The organism is Kocuria coralli, assembly GCF_008831305.1.
Lineage (GTDB): Bacteria > Actinomycetota > Actinomycetes > Actinomycetales > Micrococcaceae > Kocuria > Kocuria coralli.
The window spans coordinates 87,283-108,529 of sequence record NZ_ML708613.1 but is presented as its reverse complement, the minus strand read 5'-3'; the positions used below and the strand labels follow the sequence as shown (position 1 = coordinate 108,529).

15 protein-coding genes and 1 pseudogene are annotated in these 21,247 nt (G+C 68.3%); 10 read left to right on the top strand and 6 right to left on the bottom strand.

Annotated elements, in window-relative coordinates; all coding sequences use genetic code 11:
• The first annotated feature begins 258 nt into the window (after positions 1-258).
• Positions 259-1,821 (top strand): ABC-F family ATP-binding cassette domain-containing protein, encoded by a 1,563-nt coding sequence (locus FCK90_RS04790; RefSeq protein ID WP_246179992.1) that lies wholly within the window; start codon positions 259-261, stop codon positions 1,819-1,821.
• A gap of 12 nt (positions 1,822-1,833) precedes the next feature.
• On the opposite strand, the gene FCK90_RS04785 is transcribed toward FCK90_RS04790, so the two are convergent.
• From FCK90_RS04785 to FCK90_RS04770, 4 genes are read right to left on the bottom strand one after another with little or no spacing between them, the layout of a single operon-like run.
• Positions 1,834-3,456 (bottom strand): MFS transporter, encoded by a 1,623-nt coding sequence (locus FCK90_RS04785; protein ID WP_158033163.1) that lies wholly within the window; start codon positions 3,454-3,456, stop codon positions 1,834-1,836.
• Between the two features lie 49 nt (positions 3,457-3,505).
• The gene (locus FCK90_RS04780) at positions 3,506-4,450 is read right to left on the bottom strand and encodes a PfkB family carbohydrate kinase (RefSeq protein ID WP_158033162.1); all 945 of its coding nucleotides are present in this window, start codon (positions 4,448-4,450) and stop codon (positions 3,506-3,508) included.
• On the bottom strand, positions 4,447-5,943 hold the full coding sequence (locus FCK90_RS04775; RefSeq protein ID WP_158033161.1) for a purine-cytosine permease family protein: 1,497 nt from the start codon (positions 5,941-5,943) through the stop codon (positions 4,447-4,449). Before FCK90_RS04775 ends, FCK90_RS04780 begins: the two co-directional genes overlap by 4 nt.
• Positions 5,944-5,974: 31 nt before the next feature.
• The gene (locus FCK90_RS04770; protein WP_158033160.1) at positions 5,975-6,988 is read right to left on the bottom strand and encodes an ADP-ribosylglycohydrolase family protein; all 1,014 of its coding nucleotides are present in this window, start codon (positions 6,986-6,988) and stop codon (positions 5,975-5,977) included.
• A gap of 157 nt (positions 6,989-7,145) precedes the next feature.
• On the opposite strand from FCK90_RS04770, the gene FCK90_RS04765 reads away from it, so the two are divergent.
• On the top strand, positions 7,146-7,604 hold the full coding sequence (locus FCK90_RS04765; RefSeq protein WP_158033159.1) for a PTS sugar transporter subunit IIA: 459 nt from the start codon (positions 7,146-7,148) through the stop codon (positions 7,602-7,604).
• 19 nt (positions 7,605-7,623) lie between these two features.
• Here FCK90_RS04765 and FCK90_RS04760 read toward each other — a convergent pair.
• Positions 7,624-8,088 (bottom strand): annotated as a pseudogene (locus FCK90_RS04760) (DNA/RNA helicase domain-containing protein); the annotation flags it as partial.
• A gap of 1,066 nt (positions 8,089-9,154) precedes the next feature.
• Here FCK90_RS04760 and FCK90_RS04755 point away from each other — a divergent pair.
• From FCK90_RS04755 to FCK90_RS04745, 3 genes are all read left to right on the top strand, one after another.
• The gene (locus FCK90_RS04755) at positions 9,155-9,988 is read left to right on the top strand and encodes an alpha/beta fold hydrolase (RefSeq protein WP_158033157.1); all 834 of its coding nucleotides are present in this window, start codon (positions 9,155-9,157) and stop codon (positions 9,986-9,988) included.
• Between the two features lie 60 nt (positions 9,989-10,048).
• A complete protein-coding gene (locus tag FCK90_RS04750; protein WP_158033156.1) occupies positions 10,049-11,179 on the top strand; it encodes an AI-2E family transporter in 1,131 nt (376 codons plus the stop codon).
• A gap of 64 nt (positions 11,180-11,243) precedes the next feature.
• Positions 11,244-11,687, top strand: coding sequence for a PTS sugar transporter subunit IIA (locus FCK90_RS04745; protein ID WP_158033155.1), 444 nt, complete (start codon positions 11,244-11,246; stop codon positions 11,685-11,687).
• Positions 11,688-11,784: 97 nt separating this feature from the next.
• On the opposite strand, the gene FCK90_RS04740 is transcribed toward FCK90_RS04745, so the two are convergent.
• Positions 11,785-12,978: a zinc-dependent alcohol dehydrogenase gene (locus FCK90_RS04740; RefSeq protein ID WP_158033154.1), complete on the bottom strand. Its 1,194-nt coding sequence runs from the start codon at positions 12,976-12,978 to the stop codon at positions 11,785-11,787.
• 172 nt (positions 12,979-13,150) lie between these two features.
• On the opposite strand from FCK90_RS04740, the gene FCK90_RS04735 reads away from it, so the two are divergent.
• The 5 genes from FCK90_RS04735 to nrfD all read left to right on the top strand — a co-directional run bounded on the left by FCK90_RS04735 (position 13,151) and on the right by nrfD (position 21,210).
• On the top strand, positions 13,151-13,972 hold the full coding sequence (locus tag FCK90_RS04735) for a PTS sugar transporter subunit IIAB (protein WP_158033153.1): 822 nt from the start codon (positions 13,151-13,153) through the stop codon (positions 13,970-13,972).
• Between the two features lie 52 nt (positions 13,973-14,024).
• Positions 14,025-15,554 (top strand): PTS ascorbate transporter subunit IIC, encoded by a 1,530-nt coding sequence (gene ulaA, locus FCK90_RS04730; protein WP_158033152.1) that lies wholly within the window; start codon positions 14,025-14,027, stop codon positions 15,552-15,554.
• 135 nt (positions 15,555-15,689) lie between these two features.
• A complete protein-coding gene (gene fdh / locus FCK90_RS04720; RefSeq protein WP_181954193.1) occupies positions 15,690-19,046 on the top strand; it encodes a formate dehydrogenase in 3,357 nt (1,118 codons plus the stop codon).
• Positions 19,043-20,098 carry a 4Fe-4S dicluster domain-containing protein gene (locus FCK90_RS04715; RefSeq protein ID WP_158033149.1) on the top strand — a complete coding sequence of 352 codons (1,056 nt, stop codon included), beginning with the start codon at positions 19,043-19,045 and terminating at the stop codon, positions 20,096-20,098. The genes fdh and FCK90_RS04715 overlap by 4 nt, the downstream gene beginning before the upstream one ends.
• The gene (gene nrfD, locus FCK90_RS04710) at positions 20,095-21,210 is read left to right on the top strand and encodes an NrfD/PsrC family molybdoenzyme membrane anchor subunit (RefSeq protein ID WP_158033148.1); all 1,116 of its coding nucleotides are present in this window, start codon (positions 20,095-20,097) and stop codon (positions 21,208-21,210) included. Before FCK90_RS04715 ends, nrfD begins: the two co-directional genes overlap by 4 nt.
• Positions 21,211-21,247 lie beyond the last annotated feature (37 nt).

Sequence of the window (21,247 nt, the reverse complement as noted above, 5' to 3'; positions counted from 1 at the left end):
CGCGATGATGAAGCCCTGGACCGCCCGCTGACGGCGGCACGGTCCACTCCCCTTTCGATCTGACCTGCTCCGCCGTCCAGGAACCCTCCGGGCGGCGTTTCGTCATGCCCGGATCCGCAGACGAAGCGAAAGCGCAGATCCTTGGACAAGACTCACTCAGAAACAACGAACGCAGATCTCCGGCACGCTCAGCTCGATAACGGCGATGCGCCGGCCGCCGGTGCGGCTGCGCATGTCGGCGCGCGTGGCCTCACCGTCGTGCGCGGGGGCCGCGTGGTTCTCGACGGCGTGAACGTCACCATCGCGCAGGGCACCCGCTTGGCGGTGGTCGGCGAGAACGGCCGGGGCAAGACCTCGCTCCTCCACGCACTGGCGGGAGTTCTCAGCGCCGGATCCGGCTCCGTGACCCGGGCTGGAACCGTGGGGCTCTCCCAGCAGGTCCTGGAGGCCGGCAACGACGAGACGGTGGGAACCGTGATCGCCGCGGCGACCCGGGCCTCACGGGAGGCACTTCGCGCCCTCGACGAGACGGCCGAGCAGCTGGCCCGGGGGAACCCTGCAGCCGAAGGGCTCTACGCGGACGCCCTGGAGGCGTGCAACCGGCTCGAGGCCTGGGACACGGAGCGCCAGGTCGATATGGCCCTGCAGGGCCTGAACGCCTGCCGGGACCGGAGCACGCCCCTGGGGAGTCTCTCCGTGGGGCAGCGGTACCGGGTGCAGCTGGCGTGTCTCATGGCGGGCGACTACGAGACCCTGCTGCTCGATGAACCCACGAACCATCTCGACTCGGCCGCCCTGGAGTTCCTGGCGGACAGCCTCCGGCACCGCCGGGGCGGATTCGCGGTGGTGACCCACGACCGCCGGCTCCTGCGGGAGGTCGCCCGGACCTTCCTGGACCTGGATCCCAGCGCCGATGGGCGACCCCAGCTGTACTCGGGCGGCTACGAGGGGTGGCAGGAGGCGAAACGGGCGGCCCGCGCCCAATGGGTCCAGGCCTACGAGGCCCAGCAGGCCGAGCACCGGCGGCTGGCCGATGCGGTCGTCGAGGCGCAGGACCGCCTCAGCACCGGATGGCGGCCCGAGAAGGGTCACGGCAAGCACCAGCGGCAGTCTCGCGCACCGGGCGTCGTCCAGGCACTGCGCCGACGGCAGGCCGAGCTGGAGGCGCACCGGATCACCGTGCCCGAACCGCCGGTGCAACTCGCCTGGCCGGAGCTGACGACCCGGCGGGGCCTGCCCATCATCAGTGCCCGGGGCATCACCCGGGAAGACCGCACCCGTTCATCGGTAGACCTGAGCATTTCCGGCGGCGATCGCCTGCTGGTCACCGGCCCGAACGGGGCGGGCAAATCGACGCTCATGGCGATGCTCGCCCGGGACCTCGAACCGAGCACCGGAGAGGTCGGGCATCTTTCGGGGGCTCGCGTGACGCATCTCAGCCAGGAAGTGCCCCGCTGGGACCCGCGGCAGACGGCTCAGGAGGCGTTCACCGCTCACGTGCAGCGCCTTGTCGTGCACGGCCGCCTGAGGGAGAAGGAACGTATATCCCTGACGGCTCTGGGGTTGCTGGACTCCCGGGCCAGGGCGGCACCCATCGGCGGGTTGTCCCAGGGACAGCGACGCCGGCTGCACCTGGCGATGGGGCTGGCCGAACGGCCTGACCTGCTGATCCTGGACGAGCCCACCAACCATCTGTCGGCGAATCTGGTGGACGAGCTGACGCAGGGGTTGCTGACGACCCCTGCCGCCGTCGTCGTCGCGACCCACGACCGGCAGATGCTTGCCGACCTAGCGGCATGGGATCGGCTCGAACTGGGGTGAGCGGGAGTCGGGTCAATCGCCCGCCGGCGCCGGCTCCACGGTTCCCGCGAGGGCCTCCCCCTGTCTGCGCTGTGCTCGTCGCCGCTCCTCCTCACGGCTGGGAAGGCCCACGCGAACCGCGATCGCCCCGGCCAAGATCACGCCGGTGCCGATGAGGAACGCGACGAGGGAACCGTCGAGCAGGCTCGCCCGCGCTCCGGCGAGAATCTCTGCGGTGTACTGCGGATACTCCCCGGCGACTTGCACGGCCGATGCGAACGAGGTCTGCAGCGCGTGCGTGACCTGCTCGCTGAGGCCGGCGGCGTCGGGATCCGCGGAAATCCTCGCCGAGACGGCTGCCGAGAAACCGCTCGCGAGCACAGCGCCGAGCAGTGCCTGCATCACGGCGCCGCCGAGGTCGCTCTGCAGATCCGAGGTGGCCGAGGCCATCCCCGCCCGGTGCACGGGAGTGCTGCTCGTCAGCGCGCGGCGGGAGGCCGTCATCACGAATGTCACGCCGAGACCGATGACGAAGAAACTGGTCCCGACCAGGGCGTACGGCGAATGCTCGCGCCAGAACAGCATGCTGACCATGGCCAGCAGCAGGAAACCGTATCCGATCAGCATCGTGCTTCTCGTGCCGAGTCGCCCGACCGCCTTCGCCGACAGCTGCGCGGCGAGGAACAGGCTCAGGACGGCGGGGATCACCGCGAACCCGGCTTCCAGCGGGTTGTATCCCATCACGCTCTGCATGAACTGCTCGCCCACGAACAGCGCTCCTCCCAGCGTGCCGACGGCGATGAGCCCACCCACCGCCGGGAGCCAGAACAGGCGCTGCCGTGCCACCTTCAGGTCGAACAGCGGGAAACGGGCCCGCACCTCCCTCCATCCGAACAGCGCGAGCAGAACGACGGCGGCTGCGAGCAGCACCCCGCCCCGCACCGATCCGCCGGGGGCGAAGACCATGCTCACCCCGAGCACCAGGCAACCGAGTGCGGCAGCCGAGAGCAGGCCGCCGGCATGGTCGACGGGATCGCCCGACTCCCCCACGTGCGAGGGCACGAAGAGGAGGACGAGCACGAAGGCGACGACGGCCACCGGAACACTGAGCATGAACACCCACGGCCAGGACGCGAAGGTGAGCACCACGCCGGCGAGCACGGAGCCGGCGATGGTTGCCATGCTCGACACGCTGGACCAGAACGCGATCACGCCTGTGCGCCCCGGCCCCTCCGCCCAGAGCGCGGAGATGAGGGAGAGGGTGGTCGGATAGGCCATGCCGCCGGCGAGACCCACCAGGACCTGTGCCACGATGAGCGCCTCGACCGACCAGGACAGGCTCGAGAAGATGCCGGCAAGCACCGTGCAGGCGATGCCGGCCAGCAGCATCTGCTTACGGCCGTAACGATCGGCGAGAGCGCCGAGGTAGAGGACGGAGATCGACAGGCCGAGTCCCGTGGCGAGGGCGACCAGATTGAGTGCGGTCTGGGAGGCATCGAACCGCAGGCCGATCGAGGGCACGGCGATCCCTGCGACGACGGTGTTGATATTGCACACCACGGCCGCGACCAGCAAGGCGGCCAGGACCCAGCGCGCGCGGGGCGGGGTCTCAGCCCGAAGCGTCTCCATGGTGTCCTTCCGGAACTGATCACTCATTCCGGGGAAATCCTATAAGTGCCGTGGGCCGGGACCACAGCCCCCGCCGTCAACCGGTGAGGGCGGCATCGATCTCCGCGGTCGCTGGGGCGGTTGCCGGGCCGGATCGGGTGACGGCGAGGGCGGCAGCCGCGTTGGCCCGCCGTACCGCTTCCGTCAGAGGGGTCCCGGCCGCGAGCGCGGCGGCGAGCACCCCGGTATGGGCGTCACCGGCGCCGTTCGTATCCACGACGGCCACCGGGTAGCCGGGTACGAAGACCGGCTCGTCGCCGGAGATATAGGTGCCCTCGGCGCCGTTGCGCAGCAGCACGGTACCGCGGAGGTGCCCGGCCAGGAGGGACAGCAGCCCTGCCGGGTCAGCGGGGGGCCTGACGCCGAGTCGTCTCGCGGCCAGCCCGGCCTCCCGGGCATTCAGCGTCCAGATCGAGGCGTGCTCCTTCATGACCTGCCAGGCAGCGTCCGGGATGTCCGCGATCAGGGGCGAGGGATCGAAGACGATCGTCGCCTGCGGGTGCACGGTGGGCACCCATTCCTCCAATGCCGCACGATTGCACTCGTGCAGCAGCGAGTATCCCGACACGCAGATGACGTCAGTCGCGCGGGTTGGGGTGCTGCGCAGGTGCCTCGCTCCTGCGAGCCCTTCCGCACCGACCGAGGTGACGAAGGTGCGCTCCGCGTGCTCGTCGACCATCGCCACGCTGAAACCGGTGTCCGGTTCCGCCAGCGGGGCGGACGGCACCCTCACCCCTTCGGCTGCCAGCGCATCCGTCACGATACGGGCGAACGGCCCGCTGCCCACGGCGCCGAGGTAGAAGACCTCGGCGCCGTCGCGACGGGCTGCCGCCATCGCGTTGAACCCGCCGCCGGCGGTGATCCGGGATCCCGTCGCGAGCACGTCACCTCCGAGCGGAGGAAGCGCGGGAATCTGCATCACGACATCGACGATCGCCTGTCCCGCGTGCAGGACCCTGCCTTTCGCCGTCGTCGCGGTCATCGGCGCCGCCCCGCTTGCGCCGCATCCGGCGCCCGGCGTGCACCGCCGAGCGCGAGGTAGCCGAGGAACGCCACGGTGAAGGTGATCACCCAGCCCAGCCCGTTCTGCCCCGGCCACGTGCCGTGCAGGGGGCCGACGAACCACGGCGCGTCGGTCGGGCCCGCGAGGGTGAACAGATACCCGCTCACGATCGCGACGGCCCAGACTCCGGTGGCCCGCCATTCGACGCCACCCGTGTACCAGAAGGGCGAGCCCGGGGAGAGGTCGAGCAGATCGTCCCCGCCGTAGTCGCGCCGGCGGATCATGTCCGCGATGAAGACACCCACCCAGGCGGTGATCGGCACGGCGAGGAGGACGATGAAGGAGATGAACGGGTCGTAGAAGTTGTCGGCGATGAGCAGGAAGTACACGGCGCCGAGGGTGGTGATCACGACGTCCAGGAACACCGCGTACACCCGCTTGATGCGGATGCCGAGGGTCAGCGTGGTCAGGCCCGCCGAGTACACGGACATGTGGTTGCTGACCAGCAGGCCGCCGAACGCCGTGATCAGGTAGACGACGGCCAGCCAGCCGGGCATCACCTCGGTGACCGCCCCGACCGGCCCGTTGGCAGCCGCCGCGATCTTCGGATCCCCCGATCCCAGGATGCTTCCCAGCGAGATCAGCAGCACCAGCGGGATGCCGGCCCCTGCGGCAGCGCTCATCACCAGTCGCCCGGCGGGGACGCGGTCGCCCTGGTAGCGCGACATGTCAGCGCCGGCGTTGGCCCAGCCGATTCCCGTTCCGCCGGCGATCGTCCCGATGCCGACGATGAGCGCTGCGGTCGATCCGGCCGGCGCCGCGAAGACGGGCTGCCAGTCGATGCGGGTGAGCAGGTACACGGCGACGACGATGTTCAGCGCGCCGAAGACCCACGTCGCCCACTTCTGGATCACCATCAGCGTGGCATGCCCGAGTCCCGACACCAGCACGGTGCAGAAGACGAAGACCGCGATGCTGACGAGGGCGATGACCGGAACCTGCTTCGGGTCGCCGTCGGTGCCGAACAGCAGCGCGCTCATCGCGATGAGCGCGAATGAGGCTGTGGCGGTGTTGACCGTCTCCCAGCCGAGCCGGGAGGCCAGGGAGACCAGGGTCGGGCCGATGTTGCCTCGCACTCCGAAGACCGCCCGGGAGAGCGTGAGGCTGGGTGCATGTCCGCGACGCCCGGCGATCGAGATGACCCCAACGAGCGCGAACGAGCCGAAACCGCCGGCCGCCGCGGCGATGACCGCCTGCCACAGGTTGAGCCCGCCCTGGATGAGCGAGATGCCGAGCGGCAGCCCCAGGATCGAGATGTTCGCGGCGAACCAGGCCCAGAACAGCTGCATGGGGCGACCGGAGCGCTCGGCCGGGGGCACCGGCTCGATACCGCGCTGTTCGACTGCCCCCAGCCGGGCCGGCGCGATAGGAGGGGTGCCCTCGATGGGCTGAGCCGGGGCGGAGCCTGACATGGCGCTCTCCTTCGTTCAGGTGTTCAGTGCCTCAGGCGGCAGCGTGGCGCAATCCGAGCAGGCCGTCGACGAGCGTCCGCAGATCGAGATCGTTGATGGACAGCACCCGATCGGCGACCTCTCCGGGCCAGGCGTGCCGGCCGTGCAGGGCACCGAGCACGGCGCCGGCCATCGCGGCCATGGTGTCCGTGTCCCCGCCGAGCGCGGTGGCATGCAAGAGCGTGGCGTAGGGACCGTCACCGAAGCGGGAGATGAGCGCGAAGACCGCGGGCACGGACTCCTGCGAGGCGACCGAGGTGCCCACGACGTCCGCGACGAACTCCAGCGCCGCTGCCGCATCGAGGCCGGCGACCGCCTCGGCCGCCCAGCGGATGCGGGGGCCGACGGCGCCTCCGGCCGCCCAGTTGCCGGTCCCGGCGAGCGCGTCCGCAGCCTCAGCCGCCACGGCGACCACGTCGGGCATCGTGGCGTCCGGGTGCTCCAGGGCGTAGGAAACAGCCATCCCCACCGCGGCGGCCGCAGAGAGACCGAGGCCGGTGTTGTGGGTCAGCCGTGAGGCATCGGCCACCGCCGGGAGCAGCCTGTCGGGAGGAAAGGCGATCCCTACCGGCGTGATGCGCATCGCCGCTCCGTTGGTCGTCCCGCCGCGTCCCGGGTCGTCCTCCGGCGTGGCACCGCCCTGGATCGCCGCGATCGCGGCTTTGGTGGACGGGCCGAGCAGATCGCGGGAGCCCTTGGCCTCCATCCCGCGTTCCCAGTCCGCCAGCGCATCGGCGAACCCGCGGGGCTCGATCCGGCCGTCTCCGGCGATGAGCAGCTCTCCCAGCAGCAGTGCCTGCTCGGTGTCGTCGGTGATGGTGCCAGCGGGCATCAGGGGCGCGATCGGCTGGTCGGAGACCGCGTCCACAAGGCCGCGGATCGTGCCGTAGGTCCGCGCGATCTGCTCGCGGCTCATCGACTGGGTGGGCATCCCGAGAGCATCGCCGATCGCCAGCCCCAGTAACGCCGCCTCGGCGCGATCATGCAGTGACGGGAAACGACTCATGCGGGTGCTCCGGACCTGGTAGTGCGGCGGACGTGCTCCGGGTAATCCTATAAACGGCGCAGGCCGGCAGATAGCGGCCACGAGGCAGTCAGGACTCTTTCCCGTCCGTCCCCCGATCCGGGCCCTAAAAACCCTCCGTCTCACTTAGTGTGTAGCTATGGCGCAGCTGCATGAACTGGTGACTCCGGGGTCCATCCGACTCAATGTTCGCGCGCGTGACTGGCGAGAAGCGGTCCGGGTCGCGGGGAAGCTGCTGACGAACGCCGGCGCGGGGACGCCCGGGTATACGGATGCCATGATCGAGAACGTCCGCGACCACGGCCCTGCCATTGTGATCGCCCCGGGTTTCGCCTTCGCCCATGCCCAGGCCCCCGCCCTGGTCAAGCACACGGGTATGGCGTGGGTCCGGCTGAAGAAGCCCGTGAACTTCGGCAGCGACGTCAACGATCCCGTCGTCCTGATCGCGGCGCTCGCCTCGGCCGGCAGCACGGAGCACATCCAGGCCATGCGCCAGCTGGTCTCCGTGGTCGGCAACGAGTTCACTCGCACCCGTCTTGAGTCGGCGGTGGACGTCGAGGAGTTCCTCTCGGTGCTGGGCCGCGTCGACAAACGGTGACCTGAACGGTCCGTGCTTCTCAGGGCGCAACGGCGCCGGGGATGAACTGTGAGAGCCACCGCCGCAGGTCGGGATCGCACGCATAGACATAGGTGCCCCGCATCCCGCGGGTCAGCAGCACCGAGTAGATATTGGAGATGTAGCGCAGAAGGTCTTGATCGGTGGTGATCTGCTGCCGCATCCGGTTGTTGCGCTTGCCCACCTTGTCCTTGTAGTCGGCCCGATGAACGACGAGTTCCCCGGCATCCGGGTCGAAACCCAGATCCGGACCGATGACGACCCCGGCGTAGTTGAGGTCGTAACCCTGGACGGTATGGATCGACCCGACCTCCTCCACGGAATTCTTGGAATTGATCCAGTCGGTGTCCGTGGAATTCCATCTCAAAGCGACCCCATCGATCTCGATGTCGTATGCCTGGGGATCCTTCCGGCTGCGCCACTCCCAGGCGTGTCCGGCGACCACGCGTGCCAGGCCACCCTCCCGGTCCCGCGTCTTAAATCACTAGAGCATAATTGCAATGGACTCGGAGGCCTGTTACGGTTTTTTTGGCAAGCATCCCATTCGGAGCACTAGTGAGGAATAAATTCGAATCGCAAAACTTTCCAGCGCAGTCGCTGAATCCGTCCTTGTTGCCTAGTGACAGCACCCTCCGCCATGGCGAAAAATAACCAAGGGCATGGGGAGCTTGGAATCTCAACTCAAGATTTCAATTCCAATCTAGACCAGGATGGCCTAGAGACCTGGGGCAACCTCACACAGGGCAGCGGGACGAAATTATGAGGACCGTCAATGACCCTGAATTCACCGGCGTAGGCATGAGCCAGCTCAGGACGATCAACTTCCAGACTGATAAATGGATCGGCGAGGGAAGGGAACCGCATCTCCAACCGATGGTACTTCAAGAAGTGAAATGTTTTCCATATCACCAGTAGAACTGGCCCTAGTATCCTTCTGGATATTAGGGATAGTTCTCTTCGCAATCCTAATACTTCCAAACAGATTAATATCCAGGCCTCGAAAATTTATCACACTGTTTGCTGTACTTGCCCTCCCAGTCCTGGGTACCACCATAGTAATTATGATATGGATTTCATCCCCCACAGGTAGTCCGAATATAGACCTCGATAGTCCTGCCGACGATAAAACCTAAACCGAAAAATATACACCGCCCTAGTTGACGGCGCGAGGCCGAAGATCTTCTCGGTGATCTCCTTGAACCTCTTGGTCAGCGTCCCGTGCGCCTGGGCGGCCAGCTGATGATCCTCGGATCGCGGTCCCCGGCCCGGGTGATGTCCCCTTGGGTGAAGTCAAAGGACTCGACGCTAAAGCTGGTCATACTTGGTGCTCCTGCCCCGCGCCTTGTCCACGGGATACTTCTCCCGCGTGCGTTCGAGCTTCCTGAGGATGACCTCCTCCGGATCAACCGAGGACACGACCCGCAGCACTCATGTCCGTCTTCCACCCCGCCCCTTCCGGCGACCCCGCGGGCCCCGATAGGCTGCCGAACGGACTGACCATTCCGACTCACCCCAGGAAGCAGGCTCCTCACATGGCACAGGTAAAGACCTCGGACGGTGTCAATCTCCACGTCGACGACGCCGGCGGTGAGGGTCTGCCGGTGGTTCTCATCCACGGTTGGCCCCTCTCCGGCGCGGCCTGGGAGCACCAGGCCCAGGCGCTGAAAGCAGCCGGGTACCGTCCCATCACCTACGACCGCCGTGGTTTCGGCAACAGCGACAAACCCGCTGGGGGCTACGAGTACGAGACCCTGGCCGCCGACCTGAAGTCCGTGCTCGAGACTCTCGACCTCGACCGGGCCGTGCTGGTCGGCTTCTCCATGGGCGGAGGCGAAGTGGCGCGCTACATCGGCAACTACGGCACGGATCGCATCGCGGCCGCCGTGTTCGCCGCCGCCATCCCTCCGTACTTGGAGAACACGGAGGACAACCCCGACGGCCCGCTCACCCAGGACGTGGCCGAGGGGATGGAGAGCGGCCTCAGGGCCGACCGCGAATCGTTCTTCGACGAGTTCACCACCAACTTCTTCAGCGCCAACGGCACCCTGATGGTCGACGAGACCGCCCGCCAGGCCGCGATCGCCCTCGCCCGGCAGTCCGATCAGACGGCGGCCCTGGGGTGCATGGAGGCGTTCGGGACCACCGACTTCCGCGAGGATCTCCCCAAGATCGACGTACCCACCCTGATCGCCCACGGCGACGCCGATGCGATCGTGCCGCTCGAGGGTTCGGGGCAGCGGACCCACGAGGCGGTCGCGAACAGCCAGCTGCACGTGATCAAGGACGGGCCCCACGGCATCACCGACAGCCACGCGCCTGAATTCAACGAAGCCCTGATCGGCTTCCTGGACGGTCTCAACACCTGATCCGGTTACTCACAACAAAGGCACAGCCTCCTTACGGTTTGCCGGGCGTAGCATCAGCGCGTGAGCGCGGATGCGAAGACTTCTGGGTCCGGGCCCTGGTCTGACCGACTGGGCCGGGCTGCCACACGCGGACTCCAGTTCCTGATCCTGGCCGCGGTGGCGGCCCTGGTGGTCTACGCGCTCCTGGCGGTCAAGGTCGTCGTCCTCGCGCTGCTGATCGCCTTGATCCTCGCCTCTGCCGTCCGCCCGGTCGTCTCCTGGCTGGAGCGGCATGGCTGGCCGGGATGGGCATCGGCGATCCTGGTGTTCCTCGCCCTGATCGTGGTGCTCGGCGGGATCACCACGGGCGTCGTCTTCGGCATCCGGAACGGCTGGTCCGATCTGATCAGCGCCGCCTCCTCCGGATGGCAGCAGCTCCAGGACTTCGTCCACGACAGCCCTCTGCCCATCCCTGTGGATGCCGACACCGTGAACGCCGCGCTGTCCCAGCTGCAGGGTGCGCTCACCAGTCCCTCCGCGGAGCAGAGCGCCCTGACCGGCATCTCCGTGGCCTCGGAGGTGCTGGCGGGCACGCTCCTGATGCTGGTGACACTGTTCTTCTTCATCATGGACGGACCGCGTCTCTGGGCTTTCGTCCTCAGCTGGTTCCATGGTGACGTGCTCGAGAGGATCGCGGCCTCCGGTGAACGGACGGTGCGCACCCTGGGCGGCTACACCCGCGGTATCGCGCTGATCGCCACGGTGGACTCGCTCCTCATCGGCCTGGGCCTGTGGATCCTCCAGGTTCCCCTGGTGATCCCCCTGACGGTGATCATCTTCATCACCGCCTTCATCCCGATCGTGGGCGCGCTGGCAGCCGGGGCGCTGGCCGCGCTCGTCGCCCTGGTGGCCAACGGGCCCATCACGGCGTTGATCGTGGTGGCCATCCTGATCATCGTCCACCACCTCGACGGCTACTTCCTGCACCCCCTGGTCATGGGCAAGGCGGTCCACCTGCACGGACTGGTCATCCTTCTGGCGCTGTCGGCCGGGACCTTCCTGGGCGGGGTGGCCGGTGCCGTGCTCGCCGTGCCCCTGACCGCCGTCGCCTGGTCCGTGATCAAGATCTGGACCGGCCGCGATCACGATGAGCCCGGCACCGCCGTCGTGGAGAACGGGACCGACGACGAGGCAGGGCCGGCCCCTGCCTGAACACTCCTGCGTCTCAGGCCGTCACCGTCTCCTCACGAGCCCCGATACTCCGTAGGCTGTGACCATGGCGACGTTGCATGAACTCGTGACCCCTGACTCGATCCGTCTCGACGTGTCCGCGGGCGACTGGAGGGAGGCCATGCGCGCCGCCGGGGCGCTGCTGGTCTCCGCCGGGGTCAGCGACGACTCCTATACCGAATCGATGATCCGCAATGTCGAGGAGAACGGGCCGTACATCGTCGTCGCCCCCGGGATCGCCTTCTCCCACGCCCGGGATGAGGACAACGTGCACCGCACCGGGCTCTCCTGGGTCCGGCTCCAGGAACCGGTGAACTTCGGCCACGAGTCCAACGACCCCGTCGTCCTGGTCGCAGCCCTGGCCGCCAGGAACAGCTCGGCGCACATCATGGCCACCAAGCAGATGGCCGCCCTGCTGGATGATCCCGAGAAGCGCGAAGCCCTTCGATCCGCTGCCACGCCCGAGGACTTCCGGGCAGCCCTGCAGTAAAACCCTGCGGTGCCGGGCCGGTTCCCCACGCCCCCGGCGGCCGGGGTCCACCCGCCTCAGCTCGGCGAAAAGACCGGTGCTGTCTACCTATGCGCCGTCACCGCGTTGGATCCAAGACCACCTTGATGCAGCCGTCCTCCTTCTTCATGAATTTCTCATAAGCCGCGGGAGCTTCCGATAGCGGGATGCGATGGGTGGCCAGGTCTTCCAGGCCGAGCACGTCCTCGCCCTGGAAGACGATCTCAGAGAGTTCATCCGTCCACTGGCGGACGTGGCACTGCCCCATCGCGATACGCAGCCCCTTGTCGAAGATGTCCTTGAGGGGCATTGGATTGGCATTACCCGCGTAGACGCCGCTGACCGACACTGTCCCGGAGCGGCGGACGCCCTGGATGGCAGTGAGCAGGGCATCGAGGCGATCGACGCCCGCCTTCTCCATCATGGGCCGGGCCACCACGTCCGGAGCCTTGCTGACCGCCTTGACCACCGTTTCCGCCACTGGATTGCCGTGGGCCTCCATGCCGACCGCATCCAAGGTCGAATCAGCACCACGACCGTCCGTCAGGTCGAAGATCGCTTCCGACACGGAGTCGACCTTGCGCAGGTCGATCACCTCGGCTCCCCATTTCCTGGCAAGCTCCAGACGTTCGTCCACCATATCGACGGCGATGATCTTCCCGGCATTGCCCTGCTGACGAGCTGAACGTACGGACAGCTGGCCCACCGGCCCCAGGCCGATTACCGCCAGGGAGCCGCCTTCGGGGACATCGGCCCACTTCACTCCCTGCCAAGCAGTGGGCAGGATGTCCGAAAGATAGAGGGCTCGCTCGTCGGCGAAACCATCCGGGACCTTGACCGGACCGAAATCGGCATGCGGCACGCGCACGTACTCCGCCTGGCCACCGGGCACCTGCCCGTACATCTTGCTGAACCCGAAAAGAGAAGCACCGGCCTCGAAATCGGTATTCTGCGTTGTCTCGCACTGAGCGAAGAAGCCCCGCGCGCACATCCAGCACCGGCCGCACGAAATGTTGAAGGGGACCACCACCCGGTCGCCTTCCTTGAGAGTGCCCACGCCGGAACCGACCTGTTCCACGGTGCCCATGAACTCATGGCCCAGGACATCACCCTGATCCATGTACGGCCCGAAGACGTTGTACAGATGAAGGTCTGAGCCGCAGATCGCTGTAGAACTCACCCGGATGATCGCATCCGTGGATTCCTGGATCTGAGGGATGGGGACGTTGACTACCTCGACCTTGCCGGGGGCCTGCCAAGTCAGTGCACGCATGTCTGCCTCCTCGTGTCCGCCACGCTTTATAAGCGTGGCTTACTAGCGTGTCACAGCATGTTGTCGTGGTCCAGGTCTCCCTCCAGGCCGCGGTGACTGGCTGCTCCCTCCCTCTAGCCCACCGGGCGGCAATGTATGGCCCGGCCCCGGGGCGGGCCATACGATAAGAGGCATGGCGACGCTGCACGAACTCGTGACCCCTGACTCGATCCGCCTCGATGCTGAGGCGGGCAGTTGGCAGGAGGCCGTCCGCGCCTCCGGAGAACTGCTGGTCTCCGCCGGGGTCAGCGACGATTCCTATACCGAGTCGATGATCCGCAATGTCGAGGAAAACGGGCCGTACATCGTGGTCGCGCCCGGTTTCGCCTTCGCCCATGCCCGGGCCGAGGACGACATCCATCGCACCGGGATGTCCTGGGTCCGGCTCAGGGAACCGGTGGCCTTCGGCCACGAGTCCAACGATCCCGTCTCCTTGATCGCGGCGCTGGCGGCACCGGATTCCACGGAGCACATGCAGGCGATGCGCCAGCTGGCCACCCTTCTCGGCAAACGGGCATCCCGCCAGGCCCTCGACGAGGCCACGACGACCGAGCAGTTCCACGCCGCACTGGACACCGGGAAGGAGCCGGAGGCCCAGGCGGCGCGTCCCGCTCCCGCGACGGCGGCCGGTGCGGCCGGTGGCGAAAGCTCGCGGAGCGCTCGCAAGACCAAGGACCACATCCTGACCGTGTGCGGCAACGGGCTGGGCACCAGCCTGTTCCTGAAGAACACTCTCGAGCAGGTCCTGGACCAGTGGGGCTGGAGCCCGTACCTGACGGTCGAGGCCACGGACACCATCTCCGCGCGCGGCAAGTCCAAGGACGCCGATCTCATCATGACCTCGGGTGAGATCGCCCGGACCCTGGGCGATGTCGGCATCCCGGTGAAGGTGATCTCGAACTTCACCAGCACCGAAGAGCTCGACGCCGCTCTGCGCGACTCCTACGACGTCTGACTCCGCGCCCTTCTGATCCACCCTCCTCCGATCGACACGTGACAGGACAACGATGAACTGGTTAGTCGCGATCGCAGAATTCCTGGTCAACGAGATCCTCTCGGTGCCGGCTTTCCTGATCGGCATCATCACCGCCGTCGGGCTGATCGCACTGCGCAAGAGCACGGGGCAGGTGGTCGGCGGTGCCATCAAGGCCACGCTGGGGTTCCTGCTGATCGGGGCCGGCGCCACGCTGGTCGTGGCCTCGCTCGAACCGCTCGGCGTGATGATCCAGGGAGCCACGGGCGCCCAGGGCGTCGTCCCGACCAACGAGGCCATCGCGGGCATCGCCCAGGCCGAGTTCGGCGGGCAGGTGGCGTGGCTGATGATCCTGGGCTTCGTGGTCTCGCTGCTCCTGGCCCGGTTCACCCCGCTGCGGTACGTGTTCCTGACCGGCCACCACGTGCTGTTCATGGCCACCATGCTCACGATCATCCTGGCCACCGCGGGCTACAGCGGTGCACTCGTGGTGGGCGTGGGCGCGCTGCTGCTGGGCATCCTGATGGTCTCCCTGCCCGCCCTCGCCCACCCGTGGACCCGGCGCATCACGGGCGACGACAGCATCGCGATCGGGCACTTCGGCACGGCGGGGTACATCGCGGCCGGCGCCACGGGCCGGCTGGTGGGCGGCAAGAGCCCGTCCTCGGAAGACCTGAAGCTGCCCGAGGGACTCAGGTTCCTGCGTGACTCCATGGTGGCCACCGCCCTGTCCATGGCCCTGATGTACGTGGTGCTCGCCATCCTGTTCATGGCCCGGGCGGGGACCGAGGTCGCCTTCGAGGCCTTCGAGGGCGGCGCCGCCAACGTGGGGAACTACCTCATGACCTCGGTGACCTACGGCCTGCAGTTCGGCGTGGCGGTGGCGGTGATCCTCTTCGGCGTGCGCACCATCCTGGGCGAGCTCGTCCCCGCCTTCCAGGGGATCGCTGCCAAGGTGGTCCCGGGTGCGATCCCCGCGCTCGATGCGCCGATCGTGTTCCCCTACGCGCAGAACGCCGTGCTGCTGGGCTTCATCTCGAGTTTCGCGGGCGGTCTGGTCGGGCTCGTGGTGCTGTCCACCTGGCTGAACCCGGCCTATGGCATCGCCCTGATCCTGCCGGGGCTGGTGCCGCACTTCTTCACGGGTGGCGCAGCGGGTGTCTTCGGCAACGCGACGGGCGGACGGCGCGGCGCCGTGGCCGGCGGTTTCGTCAACGGCCTCATCATCACGTTCCTGCCGGCGTTCCTGCTCTCCGTCCTGGGCACCTTCGGCGGCGAGAACACCACGTTCGGCGACGCGGACTTCGGCTGGTTCGGCCTGGCGGTCGGCTCGGCCGCCCGGATCGGGGAGATCGGCGGGCTGATCCTGATCGTGCTGATCGGCCTGGTGGTCCTCTTCGCCGCGATCCTGGTCCAGCGCAAGCTGGTGGATCGGGGCTGGGACCCCTCGCCGGCCCGGCCGCGGCCCGGGGGCGACGACGAGCCCGCACCGGCAGTGCCGTCCCAGAGCTACGCCAAGATCCCGCCGCCGGCCGGCGCACCCGCGCCGCCTCCGCGCGAGTAGCGGGCGACGCCATCAGTGACGTGCGAATGACCGTGGTTCCCCGGTTCCAATGGTCATTCGCACGTCAGGGAGGCGCTGCGGACCTGTTGCCTCCGGCCGTCCCGCGGTGTCCGTGGTGTGGGTTACATTGACTGCATGGCTCGGTTCAGCTTCCTGGAATGGCCGGTGGTGCGGCAGCTGCGCACCGCCGATTCCACGGCACGCAGTTCCGCGACCGTCTCCGAGCACACCCGGGAACTGACCTCCCGCAACGCCACCGCCGACCGGGTGGTGCAGAGCGTATGCCCGTACTGCGCCGTGGGATGCGGGCAGAAGGTCTACGTCAAGGACGAGAAGGTCATCCAGATCGAGGGGGACCCGGACTCCCCCATCTCCCGCGGCCGTCTCTGCCCCAAAGGCGCCGCGAGCGAGCAGCTGGTCAACGCCCCGGGCCGGCAGTACCGGGTCCTCTACCGCGCACCCCGGGCCACTGAATGGCAGAAGCTGGACCTCAGCCAGGCCGTGGACATGGTGGCCGAGCGCTTCATCGAGTCCCGGCGCCGCAAGTGGCAGGACCAGGACGACGCCGGCCGGCGCCTCCATCGCACCATGGGCATCGCCTCCCTGGGCGGGGCCACCCTGGACAACGAAGAGAACTACCTGATCAAGAAGCTCTTCACCGCGGCCGGGGCGATCCAGATCGAGAACCAGGCCCGCATTTGACACTCCGCCACCGTTCCCAGTCTGGGAACCTCTTTCGGCCGCGGCGGCGCCACCCAGTCGCTGCAGGACATGGCGAATGCGGACTGCATCGTCATCCAGGGTTCCAACATGGCGGAGTGCCACCCGGTGGGATTCCAGTGGGTCTCGGAAGCCAAAGCCCGTGGTGCCCGGATCATTCACGTGGACCCGCGGTTCACCCGGACCACGGCCATCGCCGACAAGCACGTCCCGATCCGGGCCGGCTCCGACGTCGTGCTCCTGGGCGCCCTGATCAACTACGTCCTGACCCATGACCTGTGGTTCGAGGAGTACGTGCGCGCCTATACGAACGCCTCCTTCCTGATCAGTGAGCAGTTCCGCGACACCGAGGACCTCGAGGGCCTCTTCTCCGGCTACGATCCGTCGACCGGCAAGTACGACCCCGCCTCGTGGGCCTACCAGCGGGAGCGCCGGGACAGCGCGCCGGAGGACGCCCAGACGGACCGGCCCGGAGACGCCGGTGCGCCGTCGGACGCCTCTGCTCACGACGGCTACGGGGACGGCGAGGCCGAAGGGGAATCCCACGGAAGCGGCGGCCCGCCCGCGGCCTCCGAGCCACTGCGGGACGAGACCCTGCAGGACCCCAGCACCGTCTTCCAGATCCTCAAGCGCCACTACAGCCGCTACACCGCCGAGATGGTGAGGGAGGCGTGCGGCATCTCGGAAGCGGATTTCGAGTACCTCGCCCGGTCGATCACCGAGAACTCCGGGCGGGAGCGCACCACGTGCTTCGCCTACGCCGTGGGCTGGACCCAGCACACCCTGGGCGCGCAGTTCATCCGGACGGCCTCGATCCTGCAGCTGCTCCTGGGCAACATGGGGCGCCCGGGCGGCGGCATCATGGCCCTGCGCGGGCACGCGAGCATCCAGGGCTCCACCGACATCCCCACCCTGTTCAACCTGCTTCCCGGCTATCTGCCCATGCCCAAGGCGGAGCTGGAGACGGTCCAGGACTACATCGGCGCCATCGCTTCCAAGCAGCAGAAGGGTTTCTGGGCCAACGCCGATGCCTACACCGTCAGCCTGCTCAAGGCGTGGTGGGGCGATGCGGCGCAGCCGGACAACGACTGGGCCTACGACTACCTCCCGCGGCTCACGGGCGCCCACGGCACGTACCAGACGCTCACGGAGATGCTGGCCGATGAGGTCGAAGGCTACTTCATCCTGGGCCAGAACCCCGCCGTGGGATCGGCCAACGGGCGGATGCAGCGCATGGCGATGTCCCATCTGAAGTGGATGGTGGTCCGCGACTTCAGCCTGATCGAATCGGCCACCTGGTGGAAGGACGGCCCGGAGATCGACTCCGGAGAGCTGCGCACGGAGGAGATCGACACCGAGGTGTTCTTCTTCCCCGCCGCCACGCACGTCGAGAAGGCCGGGACCTTCACCCAGACCCAGCGGCTGCTGCAGTGGCGCCACCAGGCCGTCTCACCGCCGGGAGACTGCCAGAGCGAGCTGGCCTTCTTCTACGAGCTGGGCCTGCGCATCCGCGAGCGCCTGAAGGACTCGGGGGACCCCAGGGACCGTCCGCTGCTGGACCTCACCTGGGACTACCCGGTGGACGACGACGGCGACCCCGATGCCCTGGCCGTCCTGGCCGAGATCAACGGACGGCACCTGACCGGACCTGATCGGGGGAAGCCGCTGTCCTCCTACACGCAGATAAAGGCCGACGGATCGACGGAGGGCGGCTGCTGGATCTACACGGGCGTGTACGCCGACGGGGTCAACCACGCCGCGGACCGGGTTCCGGGACAGGAGCAGGACGAGATCGCCGCCAAGTGGGGGTGGGCCTGGCCCGCCAACCGGCGGATCCTCTACAACCGCGCCTCGGCGGACCCCCAGGGCAAGCCGTGGAGCGAACGCAAGAAGCTCGTCTGGTGGGATGAGGCCGCCCGCAAGTGGACCGGGGACGACATCCCGGACTTCCCCGTGGATCGCGCCCCGGGCACGGAGGCCCCCGACGGTTCGGGCGGACCCGACGCCCTGGACGGCGACGACCCGTTCATCATGCAGGCCGACGGCAAGGGCTGGCTGTTCGCGCCCAAGGGCATGGTGGACGGTCCGCTGCCCGCCCACTACGAACCTCAGGAGTCCCCGGTCCGCAACCCGCTCTACGCGCAGCAGCCCAACGCCACCCGCGAGCTGTTCCCCCGGTGGGACAACCTGACCGCCGCCAGCCGGGGCGTGCCGGGGGCCGAGGTGTACCCGTACATGTTCACCACCTACCGGCTCACCGAGCAGCACACGGCGGGCGGCATGAGTCGGTGGCTGCCCTACCTCGCGGAGCTCCAGCCGGAGATGTTCTGCGAGGTCTCCCCGGAGCTGGCGGCCGAGCGGGGCCTGGAGCAGAACGGATGGGCCACCCTGGTCTCCCCCCGGGCGGCCATCGAGGCGAAGGTGCTGATCACCGAGCGGATGACCCCCCTGGAAAGCGGTGGCCGCACCGTGCACCAGATCGGCCTCCCCTACCACTGGGGCGTGGGCCGGGAGGCCGTGGTCAGCGGCGACGCAGCCAACGATCTCCTGGGCATCACCCTGGATCCCAACGTGCACATTCAGGAGTCCAAGGTGGGACTGTGCGATATTCGTCCCGGAAGACGCCCCCGGGGAGCCGCACTGGTGGATATGGTCACGGAGTACCAGCAGCGCGCCGGCCTGACCCCGCAGACGGGCAACGAACGCGTCACGGACCCGGCGCGGGAGCTGCCGGGCAGAGAATTGCCGGCCGGAGAGGAGGGGCAGGGATGACCGCCCAGCCAGGACGACAGGTGGCGAACCCCACCGCCGACGCCCACTACGAGCACCCGCATTCGCGCCGGGGGTTCTTCACGGACACCTCGATCTGCATTGGCTGCAAGGCCTGCGAGGTCGCCTGCAAGGAGTGGAACCGCAACCCCGCCGACGGCGACTACGAGATCCTGGGCTCCTCCTACGACAACACCGGCGCGCTGGGCGCGAACACCTGGCGGCACGTCGCGTTCATCGAGCAGGATCGCGAGCGCATCGAGCAGGCGCGTTCTTCCGGGCGGGCTCTGGTGGATCTAGGAATGCCCGGGGTCGGCCCGCCACCGGCAAGAACGGGTTCGGCGAGGACAGCACCGAGCGCTACGGCCTCGACAGGGGAGACGGGAGGGGCGCCGTCGTCGGAGGGAACGGCTCCCCCTGACTCGCCCGAGTTCCGCTGGCTGATGTCCTCCGACGTGTGCAAGCACTGCACGAACGCGGGGTGCCTGGACGTATGCCCCACCGGTGCCCTGTTCCGCACCGAGTACGGGACCGTGGTTGTCCAGGAGGATGTCTGCAACGGGTGCGGGACCTGCGTGGCCGGCTGCCCGTTCGGGGTGATCGAGCGGCGCACCGACGGCCTGGTCACCACCCCGCCGAGCCGTGACCTGCCTGCCAGCGTCAAGCGCCCGCAGACCGGCATCGCCCAGAAGTGCACGCTGTGCTACGACCGGATGAAGGACGACGAGACCCCGGCGTGCGCCAAGACCTGCCCCACCACGTCGATCAAGTACGGTCGCCGGGAGGAGATGCTCTCCACCGCTCGTGAGCGGGTGGCGCAGCTGCACGAGCAGGGCATGACCGAGGCCAGGCTGTACGGCGCCAATCCTGACGACGGCGTGGGCGGCACCGGCTCGATCTTCCTGCTGCTGGACGAGCCCGAGGTCTACGGCCTGCCACCGGATCCCAGGGTCCCCACCGCCGACCTCCCGCGCATGTTCAAGCGCGCCGGCCTGGCCATGGCGGGGATGGTCGCCGCCACGGCCACCGCCTTCGCCCTCGGGGGCCGCCGGTGACCGCCTCCGAGTTCGACAGCTACCGGCCGCCGGAACCGCCGCGTCGCCGTCGTCGCGACCGGGACCGCCGCTCCAAAGGGGGCGCCGGGAGCTGGTTCAAGCGCGGCGGCGACGGCGCCCGGGAGATGCCCGTGGTCCCCGATGCCGAGGTGGAGCCGTATACGTCCTACTACGGGCGTCCGGTCGTCAAGGCGCCGCCGTGGAAGAAGGAGATCGCCCTCTACCTCTTCCTGGGCGGGGTGGCCGGAGGTTCCGCGTTGCTGGCCCTGGGCGGCCAGGTCACGGACCGCACGGCACTGCGCCGCAACGGCAGGCTGGCCGCCCTGGGTGCTGCCGGTGCGGGCAGCCTGGCGCTGATCACCGACCTGGGACGCCCGGAGCGGTTCCTGAACATGCTGCGCACCATCAAGCCGACATCACCCATGAGCCTGGGCTCCTGGGTGCTGGCCGCTTTCAGCACCTGCGCCGGCGTGGCTGCGGCGGCGGAGGTGGACGAGCTCACGGCCGAGCGCCTGCCCCTGGGTCCCCTGCGCGCCGTGCTGAGGACGACGGCCCCGGTGGCGGGCGCGGGAGCGGGCCTTCTGGGGGCACCGCTGGCCGGTTACACGGCCGTGCTGCTCTCGGACACCGCGGTCCCCACGTGGAACGCCGTGCGCGAGGACCTGCCGTTCGTCTTCGTCAGCTCCGCCTCGCTGGCCGCTTCGGGTCTGGCCATGATCACCACTCCGGTGGCGCAGGCGGGGCCGGCGCGCGCCCTTGCCGTCATGGGAGCGGTCGGCGAGCTCGTGGCGCAGAACGTGATGGAGCGGCGTGCGGATCACGTGGCGGCCGAGCCCCTGCACCAAGGCCGTCCCGGGCGGATGCTCTCCTGGAGCGAACGACTCGTGGTGGCCGGCGGGCTGGGGACGCTGCTGGCGGGACGCCGCCGCTGGGCCGCGGTGCTCTCCGGCGCGGCCTTGCTCACGTCATCGGCCCTGACCCGGTTCGGGGTGTTCTATGCGGGCCTGGAATCCGCCAAGGACCCGCGGTACACGGTCGAGCCCCAGCGGCGTCGTCTGGAAGCCCGCCGGGCCGCGGGACAGACCGGCGATTCGATCACGACGGCGGGTTGAGGGACGGGTACCGCTGCCACCGCCGTCTACCGGATCG

Coding starts and splice junctions, on each gene's coding strand:
- FCK90_RS04785 (WP_158033163.1), bottom strand. CDS start 3,456: ATGAGTGATCAGTTCCGGAAGGACACCATGGAGACGCTTCGGGCTGAG.
- FCK90_RS04735 (WP_158033153.1), top strand. CDS start 13,151: ATGGCGACGCTGCACGAACTCGTGACCCCTGACTCGATCCGCCTCGAT.
- FCK90_RS04780 (WP_158033162.1), bottom strand. CDS start 4,450: ATGACCGCGACGACGGCGAAAGGCAGGGTCCTGCACGCGGGACAGGCG.
- FCK90_RS04770 (WP_158033160.1), bottom strand. CDS start 6,988: ATGAGTCGTTTCCCGTCACTGCATGATCGCGCCGAGGCGGCGTTACTG.
- FCK90_RS04745 (WP_158033155.1), top strand. CDS start 11,244: ATGGCGACGTTGCATGAACTCGTGACCCCTGACTCGATCCGTCTCGAC.
- FCK90_RS04765 (WP_158033159.1), top strand. CDS start 7,146: ATGGCGCAGCTGCATGAACTGGTGACTCCGGGGTCCATCCGACTCAAT.
- ulaA (WP_158033152.1), top strand. CDS start 14,025: ATGAACTGGTTAGTCGCGATCGCAGAATTCCTGGTCAACGAGATCCTC.
- FCK90_RS04755 (WP_158033157.1), top strand. CDS start 9,155: ATGGCACAGGTAAAGACCTCGGACGGTGTCAATCTCCACGTCGACGAC.
- FCK90_RS04740 (WP_158033154.1), bottom strand. CDS start 12,978: ATGCGTGCACTGACTTGGCAGGCCCCCGGCAAGGTCGAGGTAGTCAAC.
- FCK90_RS04775 (WP_158033161.1), bottom strand. CDS start 5,943: ATGTCAGGCTCCGCCCCGGCTCAGCCCATCGAGGGCACCCCTCCTATC.
- FCK90_RS04715 (WP_158033149.1), top strand. CDS start 19,043: ATGACCGCCCAGCCAGGACGACAGGTGGCGAACCCCACCGCCGACGCC.